This is a genomic window from Tistrella mobilis KA081020-065 (assembly GCF_000264455.2).
Taxonomy (GTDB): domain Bacteria; phylum Pseudomonadota; class Alphaproteobacteria; order Tistrellales; family Tistrellaceae; genus Tistrella; species Tistrella mobilis.
This window is the reverse complement of the sequence record NC_017956.1, coordinates 3,520,433-3,540,389: the sequence shown is the minus strand read 5'-3', so window position 1 is coordinate 3,540,389 and position 19,957 is coordinate 3,520,433. Positions and strand designations below refer to the sequence as shown.

Below are 19,957 nucleotides of genomic sequence, written 5' to 3'. Positions count from 1 at the left end.
TCAGACGTCGAGCAGGCTCATCAGTACCCGACGGCTGCGGTAGCGCCGCCTGATCTCGTCCAGATGCGTCGCATGAGCGGCGGGACTCCTCAGCGGTGCCAACTGTTTCAGCAGCTGGCAGGCCTGTTCATAGGCTGGCCTGCCCCCGGTCGCGATCAGCGCTTCGATCCGATCCGTACGTGCCTGGATCTCTGCATCCGCAGGGGGTGACGACGCCTTGGCGGGCGTCTTTAGCCTGGTCTTGAGGGTGATCAGCTCCCGGACAAGTTGCTTCCTGCCCTCAAACAGCCAGATCCCCTCGTCCAGCAAGTGTCGGGCGGCATCGGGCCGGTCGGCTTCCAGGCAGAACTCCACCAGTTTCCGATAGTCGGCGGGCGATGTCAGGGTTCTGGCCCGGATGGCGATCCGGGCCTCGACATCGCCATCAGCCTCCGCGATCTGCTCCATGATCCGCGCCAGCGCGAGGCGCCGCGCCGGTATCTCCGGGAGCGTGCCACTATCAGGCCTGGGGGCAATCACCGGTTCGGCAGCCCAGGCCTCGGCGACGAGCCGGCGCCAGCTCGCAAGGCCTTCGGGGCCGAGGAGATCTGCGTAACCCGCAATCGTACGGCTGCCGATCTCTTCCGGTGCGATGATATCGCGCGCGAAAAGCCACGCCGCCAGCGTGACGGGCGGCGGCGCTGCTGCCCGGCAGGCGGCCAGATGCAGCTGGTCCAACCTGGAGAACAGCTCGATGACTGGCGTGTTGTCGCCTTCAATGCCGACGATCAGACGGCAGGCGGCGGCATGGACATGATCGATCAGGCGTCGGGCCAGCTCAGCGCGGCCGGTCTCGATCATGGTCTGCAGGGCGGTCAGGATCGGATCGATCGATAATGTCCAGCCCTCGGCCATATCCGCATCGACCCAGCCATCATCCTCCACGTCGGGCAGCGCAGCGTCGATCACCTTCGCGAGGCGCGTGAAGGCGTCGTCGTCACTCTCATCGCCAGGCAAGGCGGTCAGATCGAGCCTGCGATAAAGCTCCGGATCGGTAAGCGCGCAGTCGAGCACGATTCCCACCAGGGTGTCGACGTCCAGGCTTTTCAGATGGGTGCGGATCCGCGCCCGGGTCCGGGCGATCTCGGGATCGGGCTGAAACCCCGTCTTCAGGATGGTCAGCCCCACCGCGACCATATGCTTGCACGGCCCGTAATTTTCATAGGCCGGGCAGCTGCAGTCGCCATCGACATGGCCATCCCGGTCGATGAACAGGCGGGTGATGTAGGGCTCCGTGCCCTCCACCCTGGCCAGCACCCGGTGGGGATCGGCGTCGAGGATGGTCACGCGGCCATCGTGGTGGTAGCGCTCACCCCGGCTGACGATCGAAGGGGCGATCTCGTCGAGCAGACTGTCGATATCGATCCGGATCTTCAAGACGTGCTCCGCAAGAGGGCTCGGCTCGTGCTCAGGCGCTGACGACCTCGACCGTATCCTCGATCTCGATCGGACAGCTCAGGCTGTTGGCGATGAAGCAGAGATGATGCGCTTCGGCATGCAGGGACTGCGCCACGGCCGGATCGCCGGCGGAAATGGTCACCCGCGGCCTGAGCCGGATGCGGGTGAAGGCGCCGCCGCCATCGGCGCGTTCGGTCATCTCGCCCTCGGCGGCATCGGTATAGCCGCGCACGACGATGCCCCGGGTGCTGGCCAGATGCAGATACCAGAGCATGTGGCAGGCAGAGGCCGAGGCGACCAGCAGGTCTTCCGGGTTGTGGCGCGTGGCGTCGCCGCGGAAGGCCGGGTCCGAAGAGCCGGCGATGACCGGCTTGCCCGCGATCTTGAGGTCGTGATCGCGGGAATAGCTGCGGTAGCCGGCCGTCCCCTGACCGGTATCGCCGGTCCAGACGGTTTCGGCGGTGTAGCGGTGGATACGGCCGCTCATGGGCGTTTCTCCTCCGGCGAGGTGACGGCGGCCCGCTTGCGGGCAAGCCGCGGGGTGGCGCCCTCGGCCCCGGCGGCGCCGAGGGTGGAGAGCAGCAGCGTCTGGGCGTCGAGGGCGGCTTCCCCCCAATGGGCGGTGGTGCGGGCAACCTCGGCCGCGGGAATGATCTCGGCATCGTGATAGGCGCGGGCCACGGCCTTGCGCACGCCCAGATCACCGGTCGCGACCACCGGCCGGCCCAGGCCGCGGGCCAGAACCCAGTCTGCGGTCCAGTCGCCGATGCCCGAGATGGCGGTCAGCCGGCTGCGGATTTCCGGCGTGTCGGCCGCGGCCATGGCGGCTGCATCCAGCCGGCCGTCGACGATCGCCCGTGCCACGCTCACGATCGCCCGGGCCTTGGCGCCGGTGAACTGCAGGGTCTTGATCTCGTCGGGGTCGATCGCCGCGATCCGGGCCGGGTCGATATCGATCACCCAGCCGCTGCCCACCGGCCGGCGGATGCCGAAGGCTTCGGCCAGGCGACGGCGGGTGGTCGCGGCCCAGGCGAGGTTGACCAGCTGGGCGCTGATCGTGCGCAGCATCACCACCATGGGCTCGGGGTAGAGCAGGGTGGGGCGCACCCCCTGGGCGGCGGCGATCCGGCCGATCACCGGATCATCGGCGGCAAGCGCCGCGAAGGCCGCACCCGGCAGATGCAGACGGGCGGCAATGGCGCGGGTCGCGATCTCGAGCAGGTCGACGGCGCCGGTTTCCACCGTCACCTGCAAATCGCCCCGGGCATCGGGGGTGAGGATGGTTTCCACCGCCACCGGCGCGCGTTCGATCCGCTCGATCGTATAGAGCCGGTCACCGTCGAGCCGCACCAGCCCGTCATCGCCATGGGCGGCGAGGCCCGCGAAGGCGGTGACCAGATCGATGCCGGCCGGCAGCCGGATCCGGCCGGGGGCGACCGCCTCGACGGCTCCGCTATCTGCAGGCATCGCCGTCAATGTGCGGCATCCCAGTCGAGCCCGGTGCCGACTTCGACGACATAGGGCACCGGCCTCGACACCACATCTTCCATCACCCGCTTGACCAGGGCGGCGGTCTCTTCGACCTCGGCCTCCGGCACCTCCAGCAGGATTTCGTCATGGACCTGGAGCAGCATGCGCGCGCCGAGCGGGCTTGCCTCCAGCGCCTCATCCAGCGCCACCATGGCGAGCCGGACGATATCGGCGGCCGACCCCTGAAGCGGCGCGTTGATCGCGGCGCGCTCGGCAAAGGCCCTGAGTGCCGGGTTCTTGGCGGCGATGTCGGGCGTCCAGCATTTGCGGCCGAAGATCGTGGTCACGAAGCCATGGGCGCGGGCATCGGCCTTGGCGCGCTCCATATAGTCGCGGATGCCGGGATAGCGCTCGAAATAGGCCTCGATATAGCGCTTGGCCTCGGATTGCGGGATGTCCAGCTGCTGGGCCAGACCGAAGGCGCTGATGCCGTAGATGATGCCGAAATTGATCGCCTTGGCCCGGCGGCGGGTGATCGGATCCATCCCCTGCACCGGCACGCCGAAGACCTGAGAGGCGGTCAGCGCATGGATGTCGATGCCCTCGCGGAAGGCCTGGCGCAGGGCCTGGATGTTGGCGATGTCGGCCAGCAGGCGCAGCTCGATCTGGCTGTAGTCGGCCGACATCAGCACATGGCCCGCCTCGGGCACGAAGGCGCGGCGGATCCGCCGGCCTTCCTCGGTGCGCACGGGAATGTTCTGAAGATTGGGGTCGTTCGACGACAGCCGGCCGGTGGTGGTGACGGTCAGGGCGAAGCTGGTGTGGATGCGGCCGGTTTCCGGGTTCACCGCCTCGGCCAGCGCATCGGCATAGGTGTTCTTAAGCTTGGCGAGCTGGCGCCAGTCCAGCACCTTCGCCGGCAGCTCATGGCCGTCGGCGGCCAGCTTCTGCAGGATATCGGCACCGGTGGCATAGGCGCCGGTCTTGCCCTTCTTGCCCCCGGGCAGGCTCAGCTTGTCGAACAGAATCTCGCCCAGCTGCTTGGGGCTGCCGACGTTGAAGCTCTCCCCGGCCAGCTCGTGGATGCGCGTTTCCAGCGCCGCCATGCCGTCGGCGAATTCCCGCGAGGCCTTGCCCAGCATGTCGCGGTCGATGCGGATGCCGCGCCGCTCCATCCGCGCCAGCACTGGAACCAGCGCCCGGTCGGTGCGCTCGTAAAGCGCCCGCACGCCTTCGGGACCAAGACGCGGCTTCAGCAGCCGGTGCAGGTTCAGCGTGACGTCGGCGTCCTCGGCGGCATAGTCGCGGGCGCGGTCCAGCGGCACCTCGTCGAAGCCGATCCGGTCGCGGCCCTTGCCGGTGACCTCGTCATAAGAAATCGGCGTCACCCCCAGATGGATCTGGGCCAGCTCGTCCATGCCATGGCCGTGGCGGGTGCCGTCGAGCGCGTAGGACATGACCATGGTGTCGTCGATCGGCGCGATCTCGATGCCTTCGCGCGCCATGACGATCATGTCGTATTTGATGTTCTGGCCGACCTTCAGCACGCCCGGCGCTTCCAGCAGCGGGCGGAGCAGGGTGATCGCCCGGTCGACCGGGATCTGCTCGGGCGCGCCCTCATCCGCCCCGGCCTCGCCGGCGGCCCCCAGATCGAGCGCACCCTGCCGGGCCTTGCGCGGCGCCACATGGCGAAGCGGCACATAGCAGGCCCGGCCCGGCGCCACCGCCAGCGAAAAGCCGACCAGCACGGCGCGATGGGCGTCGAGGCTGGTGGTCTCGGTGTCGAAACCGACGATGCCCGCCTCGGTCGCCATCTCGATCCAGTGGGCGAGGGCGGGTTCGTCCTGGATCAGCTCGTAATCGCGCACCGCCGCACGCATGTCTTCGGCCGCTGCTGCGGCGGCCGAGCTGCTGCTGCCGCCATGGGCGGGTTTCGATGCGCCCAGATGCGGCCGCAGCTTGGCCACCAGCGAGGTGAAGCCCTGCTGTTCCAGGAAGGAGAGCACGACCTCGGCGCTCATCTGGCCGACATGCAGGCTGTCCAGCGGGTCGGGCAGCTCGACATCATCGCGCAGCCGGACCAGCTCACGAGAGACGCGCGCCTTGTCGGCATTGTCGATCAGGGTCTGGCGACGCTTGGGCTGCTTGATCTCACCCGCGCGGGCGAGCAGCGTGTCCAGATCGCCATATTCGCCGATCAGCTGGGCGGCGGTCTTGACCCCGATGCCGGGCACGCCCGGCACGTTGTCGGTGGAATCGCCCGCCAGCGCCTGAACGTCGACCACCTTGTCGGGGGCGACGCCGAATTTGGCCATCACCTCTTCAAGGCCGATCTTCTTGGCCTTCATGGGATCCATCAGCGAGACGCCGTCCTGGATCAGCTGCATGAGGTCCTTGTCGGCCGAGACGATCACGACTTCCTGGCCGGCCTCGCGGGCGGCCTTCGCATAGCTCGCGATCAGGTCGTCGGCCTCATAGCCGGGCAGCTCGATGCAGGGCAGGGCGAAGGCGCGGGTGGCGTCGCGGATCAGCGGGAACTGGGGCACCAGCTCTTCCGGCGGCTCGGGGCGATGGGCCTTGTAGTCGGGGTAGATCTCATTGCGGAAGCTCAGCCGGCCGGCATCGAAGATCACCGCCAGCCGCTCGGCCTTCAGATCCTCGATCAGCTTCAGCAGCATCGAACAGAAGCCGTAGACCGCGTTGACCGGCGTGCCGTCGGGGCGGTTCAGCGGCGGCAGGGCGTGGAAGGCCCGGAAGATGTAGCCCGATCCGTCGACGAGGTAGAGGGGGCTCTGGGGGCTCGGGGTCTGGTCGCTCATCTCTACCGTCTCGGCTCCGGGAAGTCTGGGATATAAGTCTGGGTACAGGAAGGCCGCGGTCATCGCGGCGGGCAGTATGGCATGAAAGCCGCCCGGAACCCATCCGCGAACGGACGTGGAACAAGGGGCGCCCATGCCGTCAGCGGCCGGTGCAGACACGAAGAACCCGGGCCGCGGCGGGCGACCCGGGTTCGGGATGTCGGCTGGTCGCGTCCGGCTGCCGGCTCAGTGGCCGTGCGAGGCCTTGGCGCCGGGCTTCAGCACATAGTGACGCCCGCAATAGGGGCAGTCGACATAGCCCTTGCCTTCCATGTTCAGAAAGACCCGCGGATGGCCGAGGGCGCCGACGCCGCCGTCGCATGCGAGCTGGGTCTGCTCGACGATGATGGTCTCAACGGGTTCCATGTTTCTCGCCTCGGATGTCGCCTGAACACGATATCTGTTTTGGGACCGGTCTGATTCAGGGCCCTGGCCCGGCGCGCGCATCGCCCGGATGACGCTGCCCGGCCGGCCGGCGTTGACCGGACGGTGGCCCGATGATACCCAAGGTCGGCCCATGCGCAAGTGCGTCCCGCGGCCTCCGGCCGGGCTTAAGGCTCAGCCACCGGTGACCGCCGCCAGGAAAGCCCCGCCGATGTCCCCGACCCGTACCGCCTCTGCCACCGCTCCCGACCTCGCCATCTCGGCCCGCGAGCTGCGCAAGACCTATGCCGGCGGCAAGACCGCGCTGCACGGGGTGACGCTCGAGGTGCCGCGCGGATCGATGTTCGCGCTGCTCGGCCCCAATGGCGCCGGCAAGTCGACCTTCATCAACATTCTGGCGGGCATGGTCCACAAGACCTCGGGCACGGTGGAAATCTGGGGCCGCGATCTCGATCGCCGCCAGCGCGATGCCCGGCTGGCCATCGGCATCGTGCCGCAGGAACTGGTGCTCGACCCCTTCTTCACCCCGCGCGAGGCGCTGGAGCTGCAGGCCGGTTTCTACGGCGTCCCCAAATCCGAACGCCGGACCATGGAGCTGCTGAAGGCGGTGGGGCTGGACGACAAGGCCGATGCCTATGCCCGCACGCTGTCGGGCGGCATGCGCCGCCGGCTGCTGGTCGCGAAGGCGATGGTCCACAACCCGCCGGTGCTGGTGCTGGACGAGCCGACGGCGGGCGTCGACATCGAACTGCGCCGCAAGCTCTGGGATTATGTCCGCGAGCTGAATGCGGCCGGCACCACCGTGGTGCTGACCACCCATTATCTGGAAGAGGCGCAGGAACTCTGCGACCGGATCGCGATCATCAATCACGGCCGGCTGATCGCCTGCGACCGCACCGACGCCCTGCTCTCGCAGCTGGATGCCAAGGAACTGGTGGTGCGGGTGGCCGAGGCCCTGGCCCCGGGCCAGGTGCCGGCACCGCTCGCCGCCTTCGGCGCCGCTGTCGATGCCGAGGCCGGCACCGTCTGCTTCCGCTTCCGCCCGAGCGAAACCCCCGTCGGCCGCCTGCTGGCCGCCGTGACCGCCGCCGGGCTGACGGTCGCCGACATCACCACCCGCGAACCCGACCTGGAAGACCTGTTCCTGCGCCTGACCCGCGAATCCGATGCAGCCGGAGAGGCTGCGGCCTGACCGGCTGCACCCCGGCTTTCACCCCCTGTGAAAACCCCGCGCGAAACACTTTACGCCGCCGCCGCCTTCGGCTAATGTCCAGGCCTCGACGCCGGGGGCCACCCCCGCCGTCCGCCGCAGGTTCGCCCCGGCCACGCACTCGTAGCTCAGTTGGATAGAGCGCCGCCCTCCGAAGGCGGAGGTCACAGGTTCGAATCCTGTCGAGTGCGCCATTCTCTATTACCCTAATGTCATGATCAGCTGGTCCCGGTTGCAGGCATTTTAGCTCTGTGCGGTGGCTCGGGATTCCCGACGGCTATTGCCGCGCCGTTGCTACACTTGTGTTGCCCAAGGCGTTAGGCCATATCTATTGGTCGGAAAGTTCTTCATTCGGGTTTTTCACGGCCGCAATAGATGCAGACTCTCATTCCTTGCTCCGTGGTGGCGTTCGACCGACGGAGGTCGAAAGTTAATGTGGCCGAATCATAAAACCAGCTTCCCCACCACCATAGGCAACACCAGCCGCATCGAGTCGGACAGCTGCATGAAGCCATGGGCGGCATAAAAGGCCGCTGCCCGTGCGTTCAGGGCATCAACAATCACCATGCAGGAACCGATTGTCGTGGCGGAGGCGTAAGCGCGGCGCAGGGCGTCGGCGAGGAGGATGGCGCCGAGGCCCGTGCCCTGGCAGGTCGTCGAGACGGCGAGCCGGCCGAGCAGGGTGGCGCTGACCAGGGGATAGCGTGGGATGTGCTTCCGGGCAGCAGCGGGGACCGCTCCCGGCTCAAGCGCGGTGGCGCACAGGGTGTAGTAGCCGAGCACGGTTTCGGGTCGGGCGGAGGCCGTTACCACGAAGACGCCATTGGCCTTGCGCCGTACATCCTGCCCGGCCTGCGTCGCGAGATAGCGATCCAGGTCGTCGATACCGCAGGAGAAGCCGGCCCGATCGTGATGCGGTGCAAGAGCGTCGATCCGCAAATCCGGATCCATCGCCGCCATGTTCAGGAAACCACGCGCCGCCCGTGTTCCGAGAAGGCGCGGCGGAGCCGGTCGTTCGGTTCGGGGGGCGCGATCAGGGCATCGAAGAAGGCTGCCCGATCCCGGTCGGACAGAGCGAGGGTCTCATGTTCGGCGATCGTGCGGCGGGCGGTCTCGACGAGGGCGGTGACGCAGAAATCACTCACCTTGCGCCGCGACAGATGGGCGGCCCGCTCGATCAGTTCCTTGGTCTCTTCGTCCAGCCGGAAGCCGAGACGTTCGACCCGGCCTGGCACCTTCCGCTCGGGGCGGGGCTGCTTGTTCGCCATGGGGATGCTCCGGCCAAAGTGGTGGCGGGTCGATTATACGTCTGATTGCCCCACGATGAAGGATGCTGTGGCGGCTATCGTCATGGTCGGTGACCCGGCCTATGATGCTGTCGAGGATCATGCCGAGCGGAGACGCCCCCATGCCCGTCGCCGATCTCTTCCCCCCGTCGATGACCTTCTCGCACCTCTGGCCCTGGATCGGGCTGGTGCTGGCGGTGCCGCTGGCGATCGTGCTGGCCGGTGGGGGATTGCGGGGAGACCGTTCCGTCACGCGCTGGCGGGATCCGGTCTGGCTGTGCTGGGCGGGGACGCTGGCCTATCTGTTCCATCAGGTGGAGGAGCACGGCGTCGATGCGCTGGGGGTGCCCTATGCCTTCCGGGGCATGCTGTGCGCCACCTTCGGCTTTCCGGATCCCGCCGCCTGTCCGATCCCTGAGGCCTTCATCACCGCCGTGAACATCCCGGTGGTCTGGCTGGCGGGGCCCGCCTGTGCGCTGCTGGGGCGGCGGCGGCCGGCGCTGGCGCTGGCCTGGCTGGGGGTGCCGGCGGTGAACACCATGGCCCATCTGGTGCCGGCCGTGGTGGAGGGGGCCTATAATCCGGGCCTGTTGACCGCGCTGGTTCTGTTTCTGCCGCTGTCGGTGTGGAGTTTCCGCATGGCGCTGGGCCGGCCCGATCTGGGGCGGCGGGCGGTTGCCGGCACGGTTGCGGGCGGGGTGTTGCTGCACGCCGTGCTGATGGGCTCTCTGGTCGCCTTTCTGGCGGGGCGGATCGGAACGGCCCTGCTGGTGCTGATCCAGATCGTCAATCCGGTGATCCCGCCGGCACTGGTCGCACGGGTGACGGCAGGGCGGCAGATCAGCCTGCCGCCGGCACCGCCCCGGCCAGGAAGCCGCTGATCAGCTCCACCAGGTCGTCCTCGCATTCGCGGTGGGGCACATGGCCGATGCCGGCCAGGATGCGCGCGGTGCCGGTGGTGCCGGCAATGCGGCGGGGATGTTCGGGCGAGCCGTATTCGTCAAGCTCGCCATGGATTGCGAGCACCGGGCAGCGCACCCGGGCACGGGCCGCATCCACCGTCCACTCGGCGAAGACGGGTGACAGCCAGGTCTCGGTCCAGGCATCGACCACCCAGCGTGCCTTGTCGCCGTGATAGCGGGCGAGTTTGGCCAGCTCTTCAGGCCGCTGAAAGCCGGCCTTGGCGACCTCGATCCCGGCGATGGTGCGGTCCTCGACGAAGGCCTGTGCGGCAATGGTCACAAGCGCCCGGCAACGCTCGGGAAGGGCGGCGGCGGTATGGATGCCCATGCCGCCGCCGACACTGTGGCCGCAGGCGATGAAGCCGTCGATGCCGAGCGCGTCACAGATTGCCGGCACCGCCTCTCGCGCTTCGGCGGCGACGAAATCGATCGGCAGCAGGCCGGGGTAGGGATCGGAACGGCCGAAGCCCAGCCGGTCATAGGCGATCACCCGCCGGCCGGTGGCGGCGGCGAGCCGTTCCGGAAAGCTGCGCCAGAGCGCGACGCAGCCGAGTGAATCATGGAAGAGCAGAATGGGCACCCCGCCGCCCCCCACTCGTTCCTCCGAAGCGGGCGGCGTCCAGCTGCGGGCGAAGAGCCGGCCCCTGGGCGTCGGGATCAGGTGGTCCTGCGCCACGGGGGCGGTCGGGGCGGCAGTCTCGGCGGGGGCGATCTGGGTCATGTCTGGTCCGGGCTTTTTCGGGGCATGGCCGCTAGCATAGCCCTGCGGGCAGGATTGATCACCCGCAGGATGATCAGCCACCGGGCAGAGGGGATGATCCGGCCCCCACCCCTTGCCGACCCGCCCTGGTCATGCCCAGATCTGCCAGATCCGATCGGGCGCCGTCGAGGGCGTCTGCCCCTGCCAGCAAGGAGCGACAGACCATGACCGGAACACGCACGGTCCGGGTGCCCGGGCCCGACCATCCGATCACCGTCACCGCCTGGCCCGGCCGGGTCCGGGTGCGCGCCGGCGGCCGGGTGATCGCCGACAGTCGCAAGGCGGTGGTGCTGAAGGAGGCCGAGTATCCGCCGGTCTTCTACCTGCCGCGCGCCGATGTGGCGATGGGTGCGCTGGCCCGCACCAGCCAGACCAGCTGGTGCCCCTATAAGGGCGAGGCGGCCTATTTCTCGATCCCTGCGGCCGGGACACGTGGCGAGAATGCGGCCTGGAGCTATGAGGATCCGCTGCCCGCCATGGCCTCGATCAGCGGCCGGCTCGCCTTCTACCCCGACCGGGTGGATGCGATCGAGACCGATGATGCGCCCGCAACCGATGGTCGCGGAGACGATGGCGACGGGCCGGCATGACCCTGCCCCCGGACTGGCGGAGCCTGCAGATCCTGCTGGCGGCGATCGATTGCGGCAGTGTCACCCGTGCCGCCGGGCGCTGCGGCATCGCGGTTTCGGCCGCGGCCAAGCGCATCCAGGAGCTGGAGGCGGAACTTGGGGTGCGGCTGCTCGACCGGGCCGCCCGTGGGGTCACCCCCACCCCCGAGGGGGAGGTGCTGGCCCGCCATGCCCGGGCGATGTTCGCCTTTGGTGACCGGCTGGCCGATGATCTGCGGGCGGTAGCGGGCGGCGGGCTCGGCCGGGTGCGGCTGGCGGCGACCATGTCGGTGGTCGCCGGCCATCCGCTGCCCCAGGCCCTGGCCGCCTTTGGCCACGCCCGGCCCGGCATCGAAATCGAGCTGATCGAGAGCACCAGCCTGACCATTCTGAGCGAGCTGGTCGAGGGGCGGGCGGATCTGGGGATCATCACCATCGGGACCGCCCTGCCCGAAGGGCTGACCGGCCGGCCCTGGGGGCGCGACCGGCTGCTGGCGGTGGTGCCGGATGGTCACCCGCTTGCCGGCAGAGGCGGGCCTGGCCGAGAGGGCATCGGTCTGGGGGAGCTGCTGCGCGAGCCGCTGATCGAGATCATCGAGGGCGGCGCCATCACCCTGCTGCTGAACGACATGGCCGAGCGGGCCGGTCTGAACCCGCGCGCCGCCTTTCGCGTGGCGACGGTAGACAGCGCCATCCGCATGGTGGCGGCCGGGCAGGGCGTTGCGGTCATCCCCGACGGTGTGTTCGACATCTTCTCGCCCGCGCTGGGCCTGGTGGGCGTGGCGATTGCCGAGCCATGGGCACATCGTCGTCTGCGGCTGGTCGGCCGTGCTCCCGCCATGCTGCCGCCTGCGGCGCGGCTGCTGCATGATCACCTCGCCAGCCTGAGTGAGGCAGATTGAGCTTCCGTCGATGACGGAAGCTTCCTCCGCATCTTTGCGATTCCCCTTCGTATCCCGAGGAGCCACTCTTCCAGAAAACCGCATGCAGACGGCCTGCACCCGCAGGTGCATGGGAGGATCTGGAGATGACGCAGGAGACGAGCGACCGCCCCCGGGTGATCGTGCGCGAGGTCGGCCCGCGTGACGGGTTGCAGAACGCCCGCGCGGTGATGGCCACGGCCGACAAGCTTGCCTGGATCGCCGCCCTGGTGGCGGCCGGCCTTCGCGAGATGGAGGTGGCGAGTTTCGTGCCGCCCGCCCTGATGCCGCAGATGGCCGATGCCGCCGAGGTCACCGCCCGGGTCCGTGCTACCCATCCCGATCTGCATGCCGTGGTGCTTGCCCCGAACATGAAGGGCGTCGAAGCCGCGATCGCGGCCGGCGCCACGACGATCATTCTGCCGGTCTCGGCCAGCGAGGCGCACAGCCAGGCCAATCTCCGCCGCAGCCGTGCCGAACAGGTGGCGGCGGTGGCCGACATCGTGACCCGCCTGCACGATGGTGGGCCCGGCCGGCCACGGATCGAGGCCGGCATCTCCACCGCCTTCGGCTGTTCCCGCCAGGGCGTGGTACCGGAGCGGGACGTGATCGACACCGCCGTCGCGCTGGCCCGGGCCGGGGCCGATGCGGTGGCGCTGGCCGATACACTGGGCTATGCGACCCCACGTCAGGTCCGCCGGCTGGTGCGGGCGGTGCGCGCCGAACTGGGGGCGGTGCCGCTTGGCAATCTGCATCTGCACGACACGCTCGGCACCGGCCTCGCCAATGTGCTGGCCGGGCTGGAAGAGGGGGTGCGCGGTTTCGACGCCGCCCATGGCGGCCTTGGCGGCTGCCCCTTCGCACCGGGATCGGTCGGTAACGTGACTACTGAGGATCTGGTCTATCTGCTGGAATCCGAGGGCTTCGATACCGGCATCGATCTGGACCGGCTGATCCGGGCGCGGGAGCTGCTGTCGGCCGGCCTGCCCGGCGAGGCCCTGCACGGGCGGGTTGCCGCTGCCGGCATTCCGCCGACCTGGCACATGGCCGGGTGATATCCGTCTCCCCTCTGTCTGCCCCTGCTTTGCAAGAGGATACCGTCTTGCCAGTCTCCTCCCCGGACGCCCCCGCCCTGCCGCTTGCCGGTCTGCGCGTGCTCGAATTCACCCACATGGTCATGGGGCCGTCCTGCGGCATGATCCTGGCGGATCTGGGCGCCGATGTGGTGAAGATCGAACCCGGCCCGGCGGGGGATGCCACCCGCCGGCTGACCGGGGCGGCGATCGGCTTCTTCCCGACCTTCAACCGCAACAAGCGCAGCCTGTGCATTGACCTGAAGCGGCCCGAGGGCGTGGCCCTGGTCCGCCGGCTGGCGGAAGATGCCGATGTGCTGATCGAGAATTTCCGCCCCGGTGCCATGGAAGCGCTGGGGCTGGGGCCGACTGCCATGGCCGAGGTCAATCCCAGGCTGGTCTATTGCGCGCTGAAGGGGTTTCTGCCCGGACCTTACGAGCACCGCACCGCGCTCGACGAGGTGGTGCAGATGATGGGCGGGCTTGCCTATATGACCGGGCCGCGTGGCCGGCCGCTGCGCGCCGGATCTTCGGTCAACGACATCATGGGCGGCATGTTCGGGGTGATCGCGATCCTGGCGGCGCTGCGCGAGCGCGAGAGCACCGGCCGCGGCGGGCTGGTCCAGTCGGGCCTGTTCGAGACCAACATGATCCTGGTCGCCCAGCACATGGCGCGTGCGGCCATCGAGGCGACCGATCCGGAACCTTTCGGAGACCCGGGCATGCGCAAGCCCTGGCCGGTCTATGACGTGTTCGACACGGCCGGGCCCGGCGAGCAGATCTTTGCCGGTGTGGTGAGCATGGGGCAATGGCGTGCCTTCTGCGGCGCCTTCGGGCTGGAGGATCTGCTGGCCGATCCGGCGCTGGACAGCGTGCCGCGGCTTGCGGCGGCGCGGCCGGAATTTCTGCCCCGGGTGGCCGACGCCTTCCGGCGGGTGACCAAGGCCGAGGCGATGGCGCGGCTGGAGCGGCTGGGCGTGCCCTTCGCGCCGATCGCCAAGCCGTCGGACCTGTTTGACGACCCGCATCTTCTGGCCTCGGGCGGGCTGCTGGATGTGGAGCTTGCGGCTTCGGAAGGTCGGGCAGAGGGGCCTGCGGCTGCGCGGGCCGGCATTCCGGCCCTGCCGGTGCATCTGCCCGGCGGGCGGCCGGGTCTGCGCCGCCAGCCGCCCGCGGCGGGTGAGCACGGTATCGAGCTGCTGCGCGAGGCGGGACTGTCGGAGACCGAGATCGGCGATATCCTGGCAGCGGGCGTCGTGACGGCGCCCCCATCCAAGGCGGCCGACTGACCGGACCGCCCGCCACCCGCCAGAGGAGACCCTGCCGATGCCGCTCTATGCCCTGGACGACCTGGAACCCGAGATCGCCGATCCGGCCCGGATCTGGATCGCCCCCGATGCCCATGTCATCGGATGGGTGCGGCTGGGGCTGGATGTCGGCATCTGGTTCGGGGCGGTGCTGCGCGGCGACAACGACCTGATCGCGGTCGGCGACCGGACCAATGTCCAGGACGGCGCCACGCTCCATACCGACCGGGGCGTGCCGCTCACCATCGGCACCGGCGTCACCATCGGCCACCACGCCATGGTCCATGGCTGCACCATCGGCGACAACACCCTGATCGGCATCGGTGCCACCATCCTGAACGGCGCCCGGATCGGTGCCAACTGCCTGGTCGGCGCCCATGCGTTGGTGACCGAAGGCAAGGAATTCCCAGAGGGCAGCCTGATCCTGGGCTCCCCCGCAAAGGCGGTGCGCCAGCTCGACGCGGCAGCGCTTGCGATGCTGCAGGGCTCGGCCGAGGGCTATGTCCGCAATGCGGCACGGTTCAGGACGGGGTTGCGCGTCGTCGGCTGACCGACGCGGTCCCGTCGGGAGACCGCGTCATCAGCCGTCCGGCCTTCAGCCGAACAGCAGCACCATCACCAGCGAGACGACCACCAGCGCGCCCAGCCAGACGACGGGGTTCGCGCCCTTGCCGTGGCTGCCATGGCCGTGACCATGATCGTCATGGCCGTGATCGTCATGGTCATGGCCGTTATGGCCGGCGATATCCATCGCCGCCGCGGCCGGCGAGATGCCCGCGCTCATGCCGGCGGCGGCCGGCGAGACCGGGGCTCCGTGATCGGGTTGCGGTGCCGGCTGAGGGGTGTCTGCCGGCGCGGGGGCTGCGGCAGGTGCAGCCGCCGGGGCGGCCGGTTCACTTGCCGCAGCGAGTTCGGCGAATTTGGCGAAGAATTCGTCGGCCAGCTTCTGCACCGTGCCCTGAATCAGCCGGGCGCCGAGCTGGGCCATCTTGCCGCCGACCTGGGCATCGGCCGTGTAGCGCAGGATGGTGCCGCCCGCGCCGTCGGGCTCCAGCGTCACATCGGCGGTGCCCTTGCCGAAGCCGGCAGCACCGCCCTTGCCCTCGCCCGCAATGCGGTAGCTCTTCGGCGGATCGAAATCCGACAGGGTCACCTGGCCGTTGAAGGTCGCCTTCACCGGGCCGATCTTGGCGGTGACGACGGCGGCATACTGGTTTTCGCCGGTCTGCTCGACCGACTGGCAGCCTGGAATGCAGTCCTTGAGCGCTGCCGGATCGACCAGCTTTGCCCAGACCGTCTCAGGGGCGGCGGGGATGCGGTATTCGCCCGAAAGCTCCATGGGTTTCCTCGTCCTTCCGTATCGTCTGCCGCCGGTCGGAACAGGCTGCCGGCGTGGGGCATTCCTGATGCGATCCTAGCATTCCTGCGGACGGGGGACAGCCTGCGCTTCATTGTGTTCAATCAGTCACTCACCTTCGGCACCTTCCGGGCATCAAGTGCCCCGATCACCACGGGTGCCAGCCGTGCCGCCATCTTCTCCACCCCCGCCACATTCGGGTGCAGACCGTCGGGCTGAACGAGTGACGGCTCCAGCGCCACGCCCTCCAGAATGAAGGGGTCGAGCGGCACGTCGTGGGTGCCGGCGAGATCGGGATAAATGGCATCGAAGGCCCTGCGATAGTCCGGGCCCCAATTGGTCGGGGCCAGCATGCCGACCAGCAGCACCGGCAGGCCCTTGCGGCCGAGCGTGTCCAGAATGGCGTCCAGATTGGCCTTGGCCTCGTCGGGGGCGATGCCGCGCAGGGCGTCGTTGGCGCCGAGTGCCACGATCACCAGATCCGGCTGGCGGGGCAGGCCCCCCAGGGCCCAGTCGAGCCGGGCCCGACCACCGGCGGTGGTGTCGCCCGAAACCCCGGCATTCTCAACCTGTGCCGGCCGGCCGGCGGCGGCCAGGGCGGCTTCAAGCTGCGGCACCAGGCCCTCGCCTTCCGGCAGGCCATAGCCGGCGGTCAGGCTGTCGCCGAGCGCCAGGATCAGCGGCTGGTTCTCTGCGGCGCCGAGGGGGCCGGGGCGGACAAGAAGGGCGGTGAGGCCGAGGCCGATCAGCCCCAGCACCGCCCGCCGCGTCGGAGATCCGCAGCCTGCCCGTGAAGGAAGGGTGTGTGGTGAAACCGACACCGCCGCTTCGTCGGAACGGGCTTCCGGTTTGATCCCGCCCGTCGCGGCGCCATATGGCGACGGAGATCCGTGCGTGCGACGGGCATTGTCCGTGCCCGGGGCATGGCGGGGATGGTCGCAGGGGCCGGCATCGGTCGGTCGGAACAGGGTCACGTCTGGGAGGCTCCTCAATCTCATGATCCGGCTGCAACAGGTGTCGGTGTCGTTCGGCCGCGGATCCGCCGCGGTCGACGTGCTGAAATCGGTCGATCTCGATCTCGAAGCCGGGCGCACGCTGGCGGTGCTGGGGCCCTCGGGCGCGGGCAAGTCGACACTGCTCGCGATCGTTGCGGGGCTGGAGCGGGCGAGCGCCGGCCGGGTGGAGATCGCGGGCCAGGATCTGGGCCGGCTCGACGAGGATGGCCTGGCCCGGCTCCGCGCCCGACATATCGGGATCGTCTTCCAGGCTTTCCACCTGATTCCGACGCTGACCGCGCGCGAGAACGTCGCCCTGCCGCTGGAACTGGCCGGGGCGGTCGATGCCGACGACCGCGCCCGGGCGGCGCTGGAACAGGTGGGGCTGGGGCCTCGTCTCGATCATTATCCGGCAGCCCTGTCGGGGGGTGAACAGCAGCGGGTGGCCTTTGCCCGGGCGGTGGTGCATCGCCCGTCGCTGCTGCTCGCCGACGAGCCGACCGGCAATCTGGACCGGGCCACGGCGCGGCTGATTTCCGATGCGCTGTTCGGCTATCGCGACGAGACCGGGGCCGCGGTCATGGTCATCACCCATGACGAGGCGCTTGCCCGCCGCGCCGACCGGGTGGTGCGGATCGAAGACGGCCGCCTGTCCGAAGCGGCGGGGCTTCCGGCCGAGGTTCGGCCATGAGCGCGGGCGAAACGGTCGCCGGCCGCGCCTCACATGCCGTGCCGTCTGCGCGCGGCCTGCCCTGGCGGGCGCTGATCCGCTTCGCCCTGCGCGATCTGCGCCGGGGGGTCGGCGGGTTCGCCATCGTGCTCGCCTCTCTGGCGCTGGGTGTGGCGGCGATGGCCGGCATCGGCGCGCTGGATGCCGCGGTGGTCGCCGGCCAGGCCCGCGATGCCCGCGCCCTGCTGGGCGGTGATCTGGAGCTCGCCACCACCGGCCGGCCGCTGCCCGATGCGGTCCGGGCCGATCTGGCGGCGCGGTCCGCGGCGATCTCGGCCGTGGTCGACCTGCGCGGCATGGTCCGCCTGACGCCGGACGAGGTCCGGGCCCGGGGTGCGGTACGGGGGGCGGCGCCGGGTGCGCCGGTCAATGACCGCGCCCTGGTCCAGGTGCTGGCGGTGGATGCGGCCTATCCGCTGGTGGGCCGGATGGAGACGGAGCCGCCGATCACGGGGTCACCGGCTGCGGCGTTGGGGGCTGATGGGCTGCTGGCCGAGGGCACCCTGCTTGCGCGGTTGCGGCTTGCCCCGGGTGATGTCGTGCAGCTGGGCGGGGCCGATTTCACCATTCGCGGCCGGCTGATCGCCCAGCCCGATCAGGGCGGGTTCGGCTTCGCGCTCGGGCCCCGGGTGGTGATCGGGCAAGCCGGGCTCGCCCGGGCGGGGCTGGATGCGCCGGGCACGATCTCCCGCCACATGACCCGTGCTTTGCTGGCGCCTGGTGTTTCCCCCACCGCCACCGTGGAGGCGCTTGAGGCGGCCTGGCCGGCCGAGAGCTGGCGCGCCCGCACCCTCGACCGGGCCAATCCCGGCCTGGCGGGCTTCGTCGACCGGCTGGCGACCCATCTGGAACTGGTGGCGCTGGCCGCACTCGCCATCGGCGGCATCGGCGTTGCCGGCGCCGCCCGGGCGCATCTGGAGGCGCGGGCTCGCACCGTTGCGGTGCTGAAGGCGCTGGCGCTGGGCCCGGCGGCGGTTTTCGTGGTCTACATGATGCAGATGGCCGTGGTGGCGGCGCTCGGCATCCTGATCGGTGTCGTGGCGGGGGCGACGGTGCCCTGGATCGCCGCCGGCTTCGCCGACGGGCTGCTGCCGACACCCATCCTGCCCGACCTCTACCTGCTGCCTCTGGCGCGTGCCGCGCTGATCGGCGCCGGGGTGGCGATCGCCTTCACCGCCCCGGCCCTGGGGCGTGCCTCGGGCGTGCGGCCCGCCGATCTGCTGCGGGCGGCGGTGGTGCCGCTGGCCGCCCGCACCGGCCGCCGGGGAATTCTGACCGGTCTTGCCGCGGGCACGCTGGTCGTGGCCCTGGTGGTGGGCGGTGCTGCGGATCCGATGCTGGCCGGGGTCGCCATCCTGTCGATCTCGGTGGCGCTGCTGGTCTTCCGTGCGGCCTCGATCGGGATTGCGGCGGTGGCGCGGCGGGTGCGGGTGCCGGGGCGGCCGGCCCTGCGCCTGGGGGTCGCGGGGCTGCGCCGCCCCGGGGCGCCCACGGCCGAGATTGCAGCCGCACTCGGTGCCGGGCTGATGGTGCTGACCGCCCTTGCCCTGGTGCAGGACAACCTCACCCGGCTGATCGACCGCAGCCTGCCTGCGCGGGCGCCGCAATACTTCTTCCTGGACATCCAGCCGGACCAGGTGCCGGTCTTCGATCGCCTGGCGGCCGAGGCGGTGGGGCCGGAGAACCTTGCCCGCATGCCGACGCTGCGTGGCCGGATCCGGGCGCTGAACGGCCAGGTGATCGACGAGGCGGATGTGGTGGAGCGCGAGCGCTGGGCGATCCGCGGCGAGGTCGGCATGTCCTGGTCGGCAGAGATGCCCGAGGGTACCCGGCTGACCGAAGGCAGCTGGTGGCCGGCCGATTATGCCGGGCCGCCGCTGGTCTCGATCGATGACGAACTGGCCCGGGGCATGGGCGCGAAGATCGGCGACCGGCTGGATGTGCTGGTTCTGGGCCGGACCATCACGGTGGAGATCGCCAATCTCAGGCGGATCGAATGGCTGGATCTGTCGCTCAACTTCGTGATGGTGCTGTCGCCGGGCGCCCTTGCCGGGGCGCCGGCCACCCATATCGCCACCGTTTCGGGCGACCCGGCTGCAGCCGAAGGTCTGATGGTCGAGGTCACCGACCGCTTCCCCAATGTCTCGGCGGTCAGCGTCGGCGATGCCGTGCGCCAGGCCGGCGCGCTGATCGAGGGGGTGGCCGGTGCGGTGCGGATCACTGCAATCGCCGTGCTGGCGGCGGGGGCGCTGGTGTTGGCCGCAGCGGTTCTGGCTGCCCAGTCCAAGCGGCGCTTCGATGCGGTGATGATGAAGGTTGTCGGTGCCTCACGCCGGACCATCGCCGCCGGGCTTGCGATCGAATTCCTGATCGTGGCGGTGGTGGTGGGGCTGATCGGGGCGGCCGGCGGCACGCTGGCCGCCTGGGCGATCACCCGCTGGCTGCTGGAGATCGATTTCGCCTTCTCGATGCTGCCGGTGGCGGCGTCGGCCCTGGCGGGCATCGGCCTCGCCCTGGTTGTGGGGCTGGCGGCGGTGGCCGGCGCGCTGCGCGTGCCGCCGGCGCGGATCCTGCGCGAACGGGCCGGTCTGTGAAGCTCG

Annotated in this window: 19 protein-coding genes and 1 tRNA gene; 10 read left to right on the top strand and 10 right to left on the bottom strand. The window is 69.8% G+C overall.

The features are described 5' to 3' along the window. The 5 genes from TMO_RS16200 to TMO_RS16180 form a co-directional block, all read right to left on the bottom strand. Nucleotides 1–1,416 carry an SWIM zinc finger family protein gene (locus TMO_RS16200; protein WP_014746729.1) on the bottom strand — a complete coding sequence of 472 codons (1,416 nt, stop codon included), beginning with the start codon at nucleotides 1,414–1,416 and terminating at the stop codon, nucleotides 1–3. A gap of 31 nt (nucleotides 1,417–1,447) precedes the next feature. Next, entirely contained in the window at nucleotides 1,448–1,924 is a 477-nt protein-coding gene (locus tag TMO_RS16195; protein WP_014746728.1) for an OsmC family protein, read from the bottom strand. After that, the gene (locus TMO_RS16190) at nucleotides 1,921–2,904 is read right to left on the bottom strand and encodes a DNA-3-methyladenine glycosylase family protein (protein ID WP_041605043.1); all 984 of its coding nucleotides are present in this window, start codon (nucleotides 2,902–2,904) and stop codon (nucleotides 1,921–1,923) included. The genes TMO_RS16195 and TMO_RS16190 overlap by 4 nt, the downstream gene beginning before the upstream one ends. Before the next feature lie 5 nt (nucleotides 2,905–2,909). Then, nucleotides 2,910–5,726: a DNA polymerase I gene (gene polA, locus TMO_RS16185; protein ID WP_014746726.1), complete on the bottom strand. Its 2,817-nt coding sequence runs from the start codon at nucleotides 5,724–5,726 to the stop codon at nucleotides 2,910–2,912. A 225-nt stretch (nucleotides 5,727–5,951) separates the two neighbouring features. Next, nucleotides 5,952–6,131 (bottom strand): zinc-finger domain-containing protein, encoded by a 180-nt coding sequence (locus TMO_RS16180; RefSeq protein WP_014746725.1) that lies wholly within the window; start codon nucleotides 6,129–6,131, stop codon nucleotides 5,952–5,954. Between the two features lie 229 nt (nucleotides 6,132–6,360). On the opposite strand from TMO_RS16180, the gene TMO_RS16175 reads away from it, so the two are divergent. Both TMO_RS16175 and TMO_RS16170 read left to right on the top strand, forming a co-directional pair. After that, nucleotides 6,361–7,341 (top strand): ABC transporter ATP-binding protein, encoded by a 981-nt coding sequence (locus TMO_RS16175; RefSeq protein ID WP_014746724.1) that lies wholly within the window; start codon nucleotides 6,361–6,363, stop codon nucleotides 7,339–7,341. Nucleotides 7,342–7,476: 135 nt separating this feature from the next. After that, nucleotides 7,477–7,553, top strand: a tRNA-Arg gene (locus TMO_RS16170). Nucleotides 7,554–7,803: 250 nt separating this feature from the next. Here TMO_RS16170 and TMO_RS16165 read toward each other — a convergent pair. Both TMO_RS16165 and TMO_RS16160 read right to left on the bottom strand, forming a co-directional pair. Then, entirely contained in the window at nucleotides 7,804–8,319 is a 516-nt protein-coding gene (locus tag TMO_RS16165) for a GNAT family N-acetyltransferase (RefSeq protein WP_041605042.1), read from the bottom strand. Between the two features lie 2 nt (nucleotides 8,320–8,321). Then, complete coding sequence (locus TMO_RS16160; protein ID WP_014746722.1) at nucleotides 8,322–8,627, bottom strand: DUF1778 domain-containing protein; 306 nt, start codon at nucleotides 8,625–8,627, stop codon at nucleotides 8,322–8,324. A gap of 140 nt (nucleotides 8,628–8,767) precedes the next feature. Here TMO_RS16160 and TMO_RS16155 point away from each other — a divergent pair, with 140 nt between their 5' ends. Continuing rightward, a complete protein-coding gene (locus TMO_RS16155; protein ID WP_014746721.1) occupies nucleotides 8,768–9,526 on the top strand; it encodes an HXXEE domain-containing protein in 759 nt (252 codons plus the stop codon). Here the strand turns inward: TMO_RS16155 and TMO_RS16150 are convergent. Further along, nucleotides 9,486–10,328 carry an alpha/beta fold hydrolase gene (locus tag TMO_RS16150; RefSeq protein WP_014746720.1) on the bottom strand — a complete coding sequence of 281 codons (843 nt, stop codon included), beginning with the start codon at nucleotides 10,326–10,328 and terminating at the stop codon, nucleotides 9,486–9,488. The two genes, TMO_RS16155 and TMO_RS16150, sit on opposite strands and share 41 nt — an antisense overlap. A 203-nt stretch (nucleotides 10,329–10,531) precedes the next feature. On the opposite strand from TMO_RS16150, the gene TMO_RS16145 reads away from it, so the two are divergent. The 5 genes from TMO_RS16145 (at nucleotide 10,532) to TMO_RS16125 (ending at nucleotide 14,825) form a co-directional block, all read left to right on the top strand. Further along, nucleotides 10,532–10,957, top strand: coding sequence for a DUF427 domain-containing protein (locus tag TMO_RS16145; protein WP_014746719.1), 426 nt, complete (start codon nucleotides 10,532–10,534; stop codon nucleotides 10,955–10,957). Continuing rightward, nucleotides 10,954–11,877 (top strand): LysR family transcriptional regulator, encoded by a 924-nt coding sequence (locus TMO_RS16140; protein ID WP_014746718.1) that lies wholly within the window; start codon nucleotides 10,954–10,956, stop codon nucleotides 11,875–11,877. Before TMO_RS16145 ends, TMO_RS16140 begins: the two co-directional genes overlap by 4 nt. A 125-nt stretch (nucleotides 11,878–12,002) precedes the next feature. Further along, nucleotides 12,003–12,950, top strand: coding sequence for a hydroxymethylglutaryl-CoA lyase (locus TMO_RS16135; protein ID WP_014746717.1), 948 nt, complete (start codon nucleotides 12,003–12,005; stop codon nucleotides 12,948–12,950). Nucleotides 12,951–12,997: 47 nt separating this feature from the next. Then, a complete protein-coding gene (locus TMO_RS16130; protein ID WP_014746716.1) occupies nucleotides 12,998–14,257 on the top strand; it encodes a CaiB/BaiF CoA transferase family protein in 1,260 nt (419 codons plus the stop codon). A 37-nt stretch (nucleotides 14,258–14,294) separates the two neighbouring features. Next, nucleotides 14,295–14,825: a gamma carbonic anhydrase family protein gene (locus TMO_RS16125; RefSeq protein WP_014746715.1), complete on the top strand. Its 531-nt coding sequence runs from the start codon at nucleotides 14,295–14,297 to the stop codon at nucleotides 14,823–14,825. Between the two features lie 45 nt (nucleotides 14,826–14,870). On the opposite strand, the gene TMO_RS30515 is transcribed toward TMO_RS16125, so the two are convergent. Then, complete coding sequence (locus TMO_RS30515; protein ID WP_014746714.1) at nucleotides 14,871–15,614, bottom strand: SRPBCC family protein; 744 nt, start codon at nucleotides 15,612–15,614, stop codon at nucleotides 14,871–14,873. Nucleotides 15,615–15,736: 122 nt separating this feature from the next. Continuing rightward, nucleotides 15,737–16,390: an arylesterase gene (locus TMO_RS16115; protein ID WP_014746713.1), complete on the bottom strand. Its 654-nt coding sequence runs from the start codon at nucleotides 16,388–16,390 to the stop codon at nucleotides 15,737–15,739. A 238-nt stretch (nucleotides 16,391–16,628) separates the two neighbouring features. On the opposite strand from TMO_RS16115, the gene TMO_RS16110 reads away from it, so the two are divergent. Then, a complete protein-coding gene (locus TMO_RS16110; protein ID WP_014746712.1) occupies nucleotides 16,629–17,318 on the top strand; it encodes an ABC transporter ATP-binding protein in 690 nt (229 codons plus the stop codon). Continuing rightward, a complete protein-coding gene (locus TMO_RS16105) occupies nucleotides 17,315–19,951 on the top strand; it encodes an ABC transporter permease (RefSeq protein ID WP_014746711.1) in 2,637 nt (878 codons plus the stop codon). The genes TMO_RS16110 and TMO_RS16105 overlap by 4 nt, the downstream gene beginning before the upstream one ends. Nucleotides 19,952–19,957 lie beyond the last annotated feature (6 nt).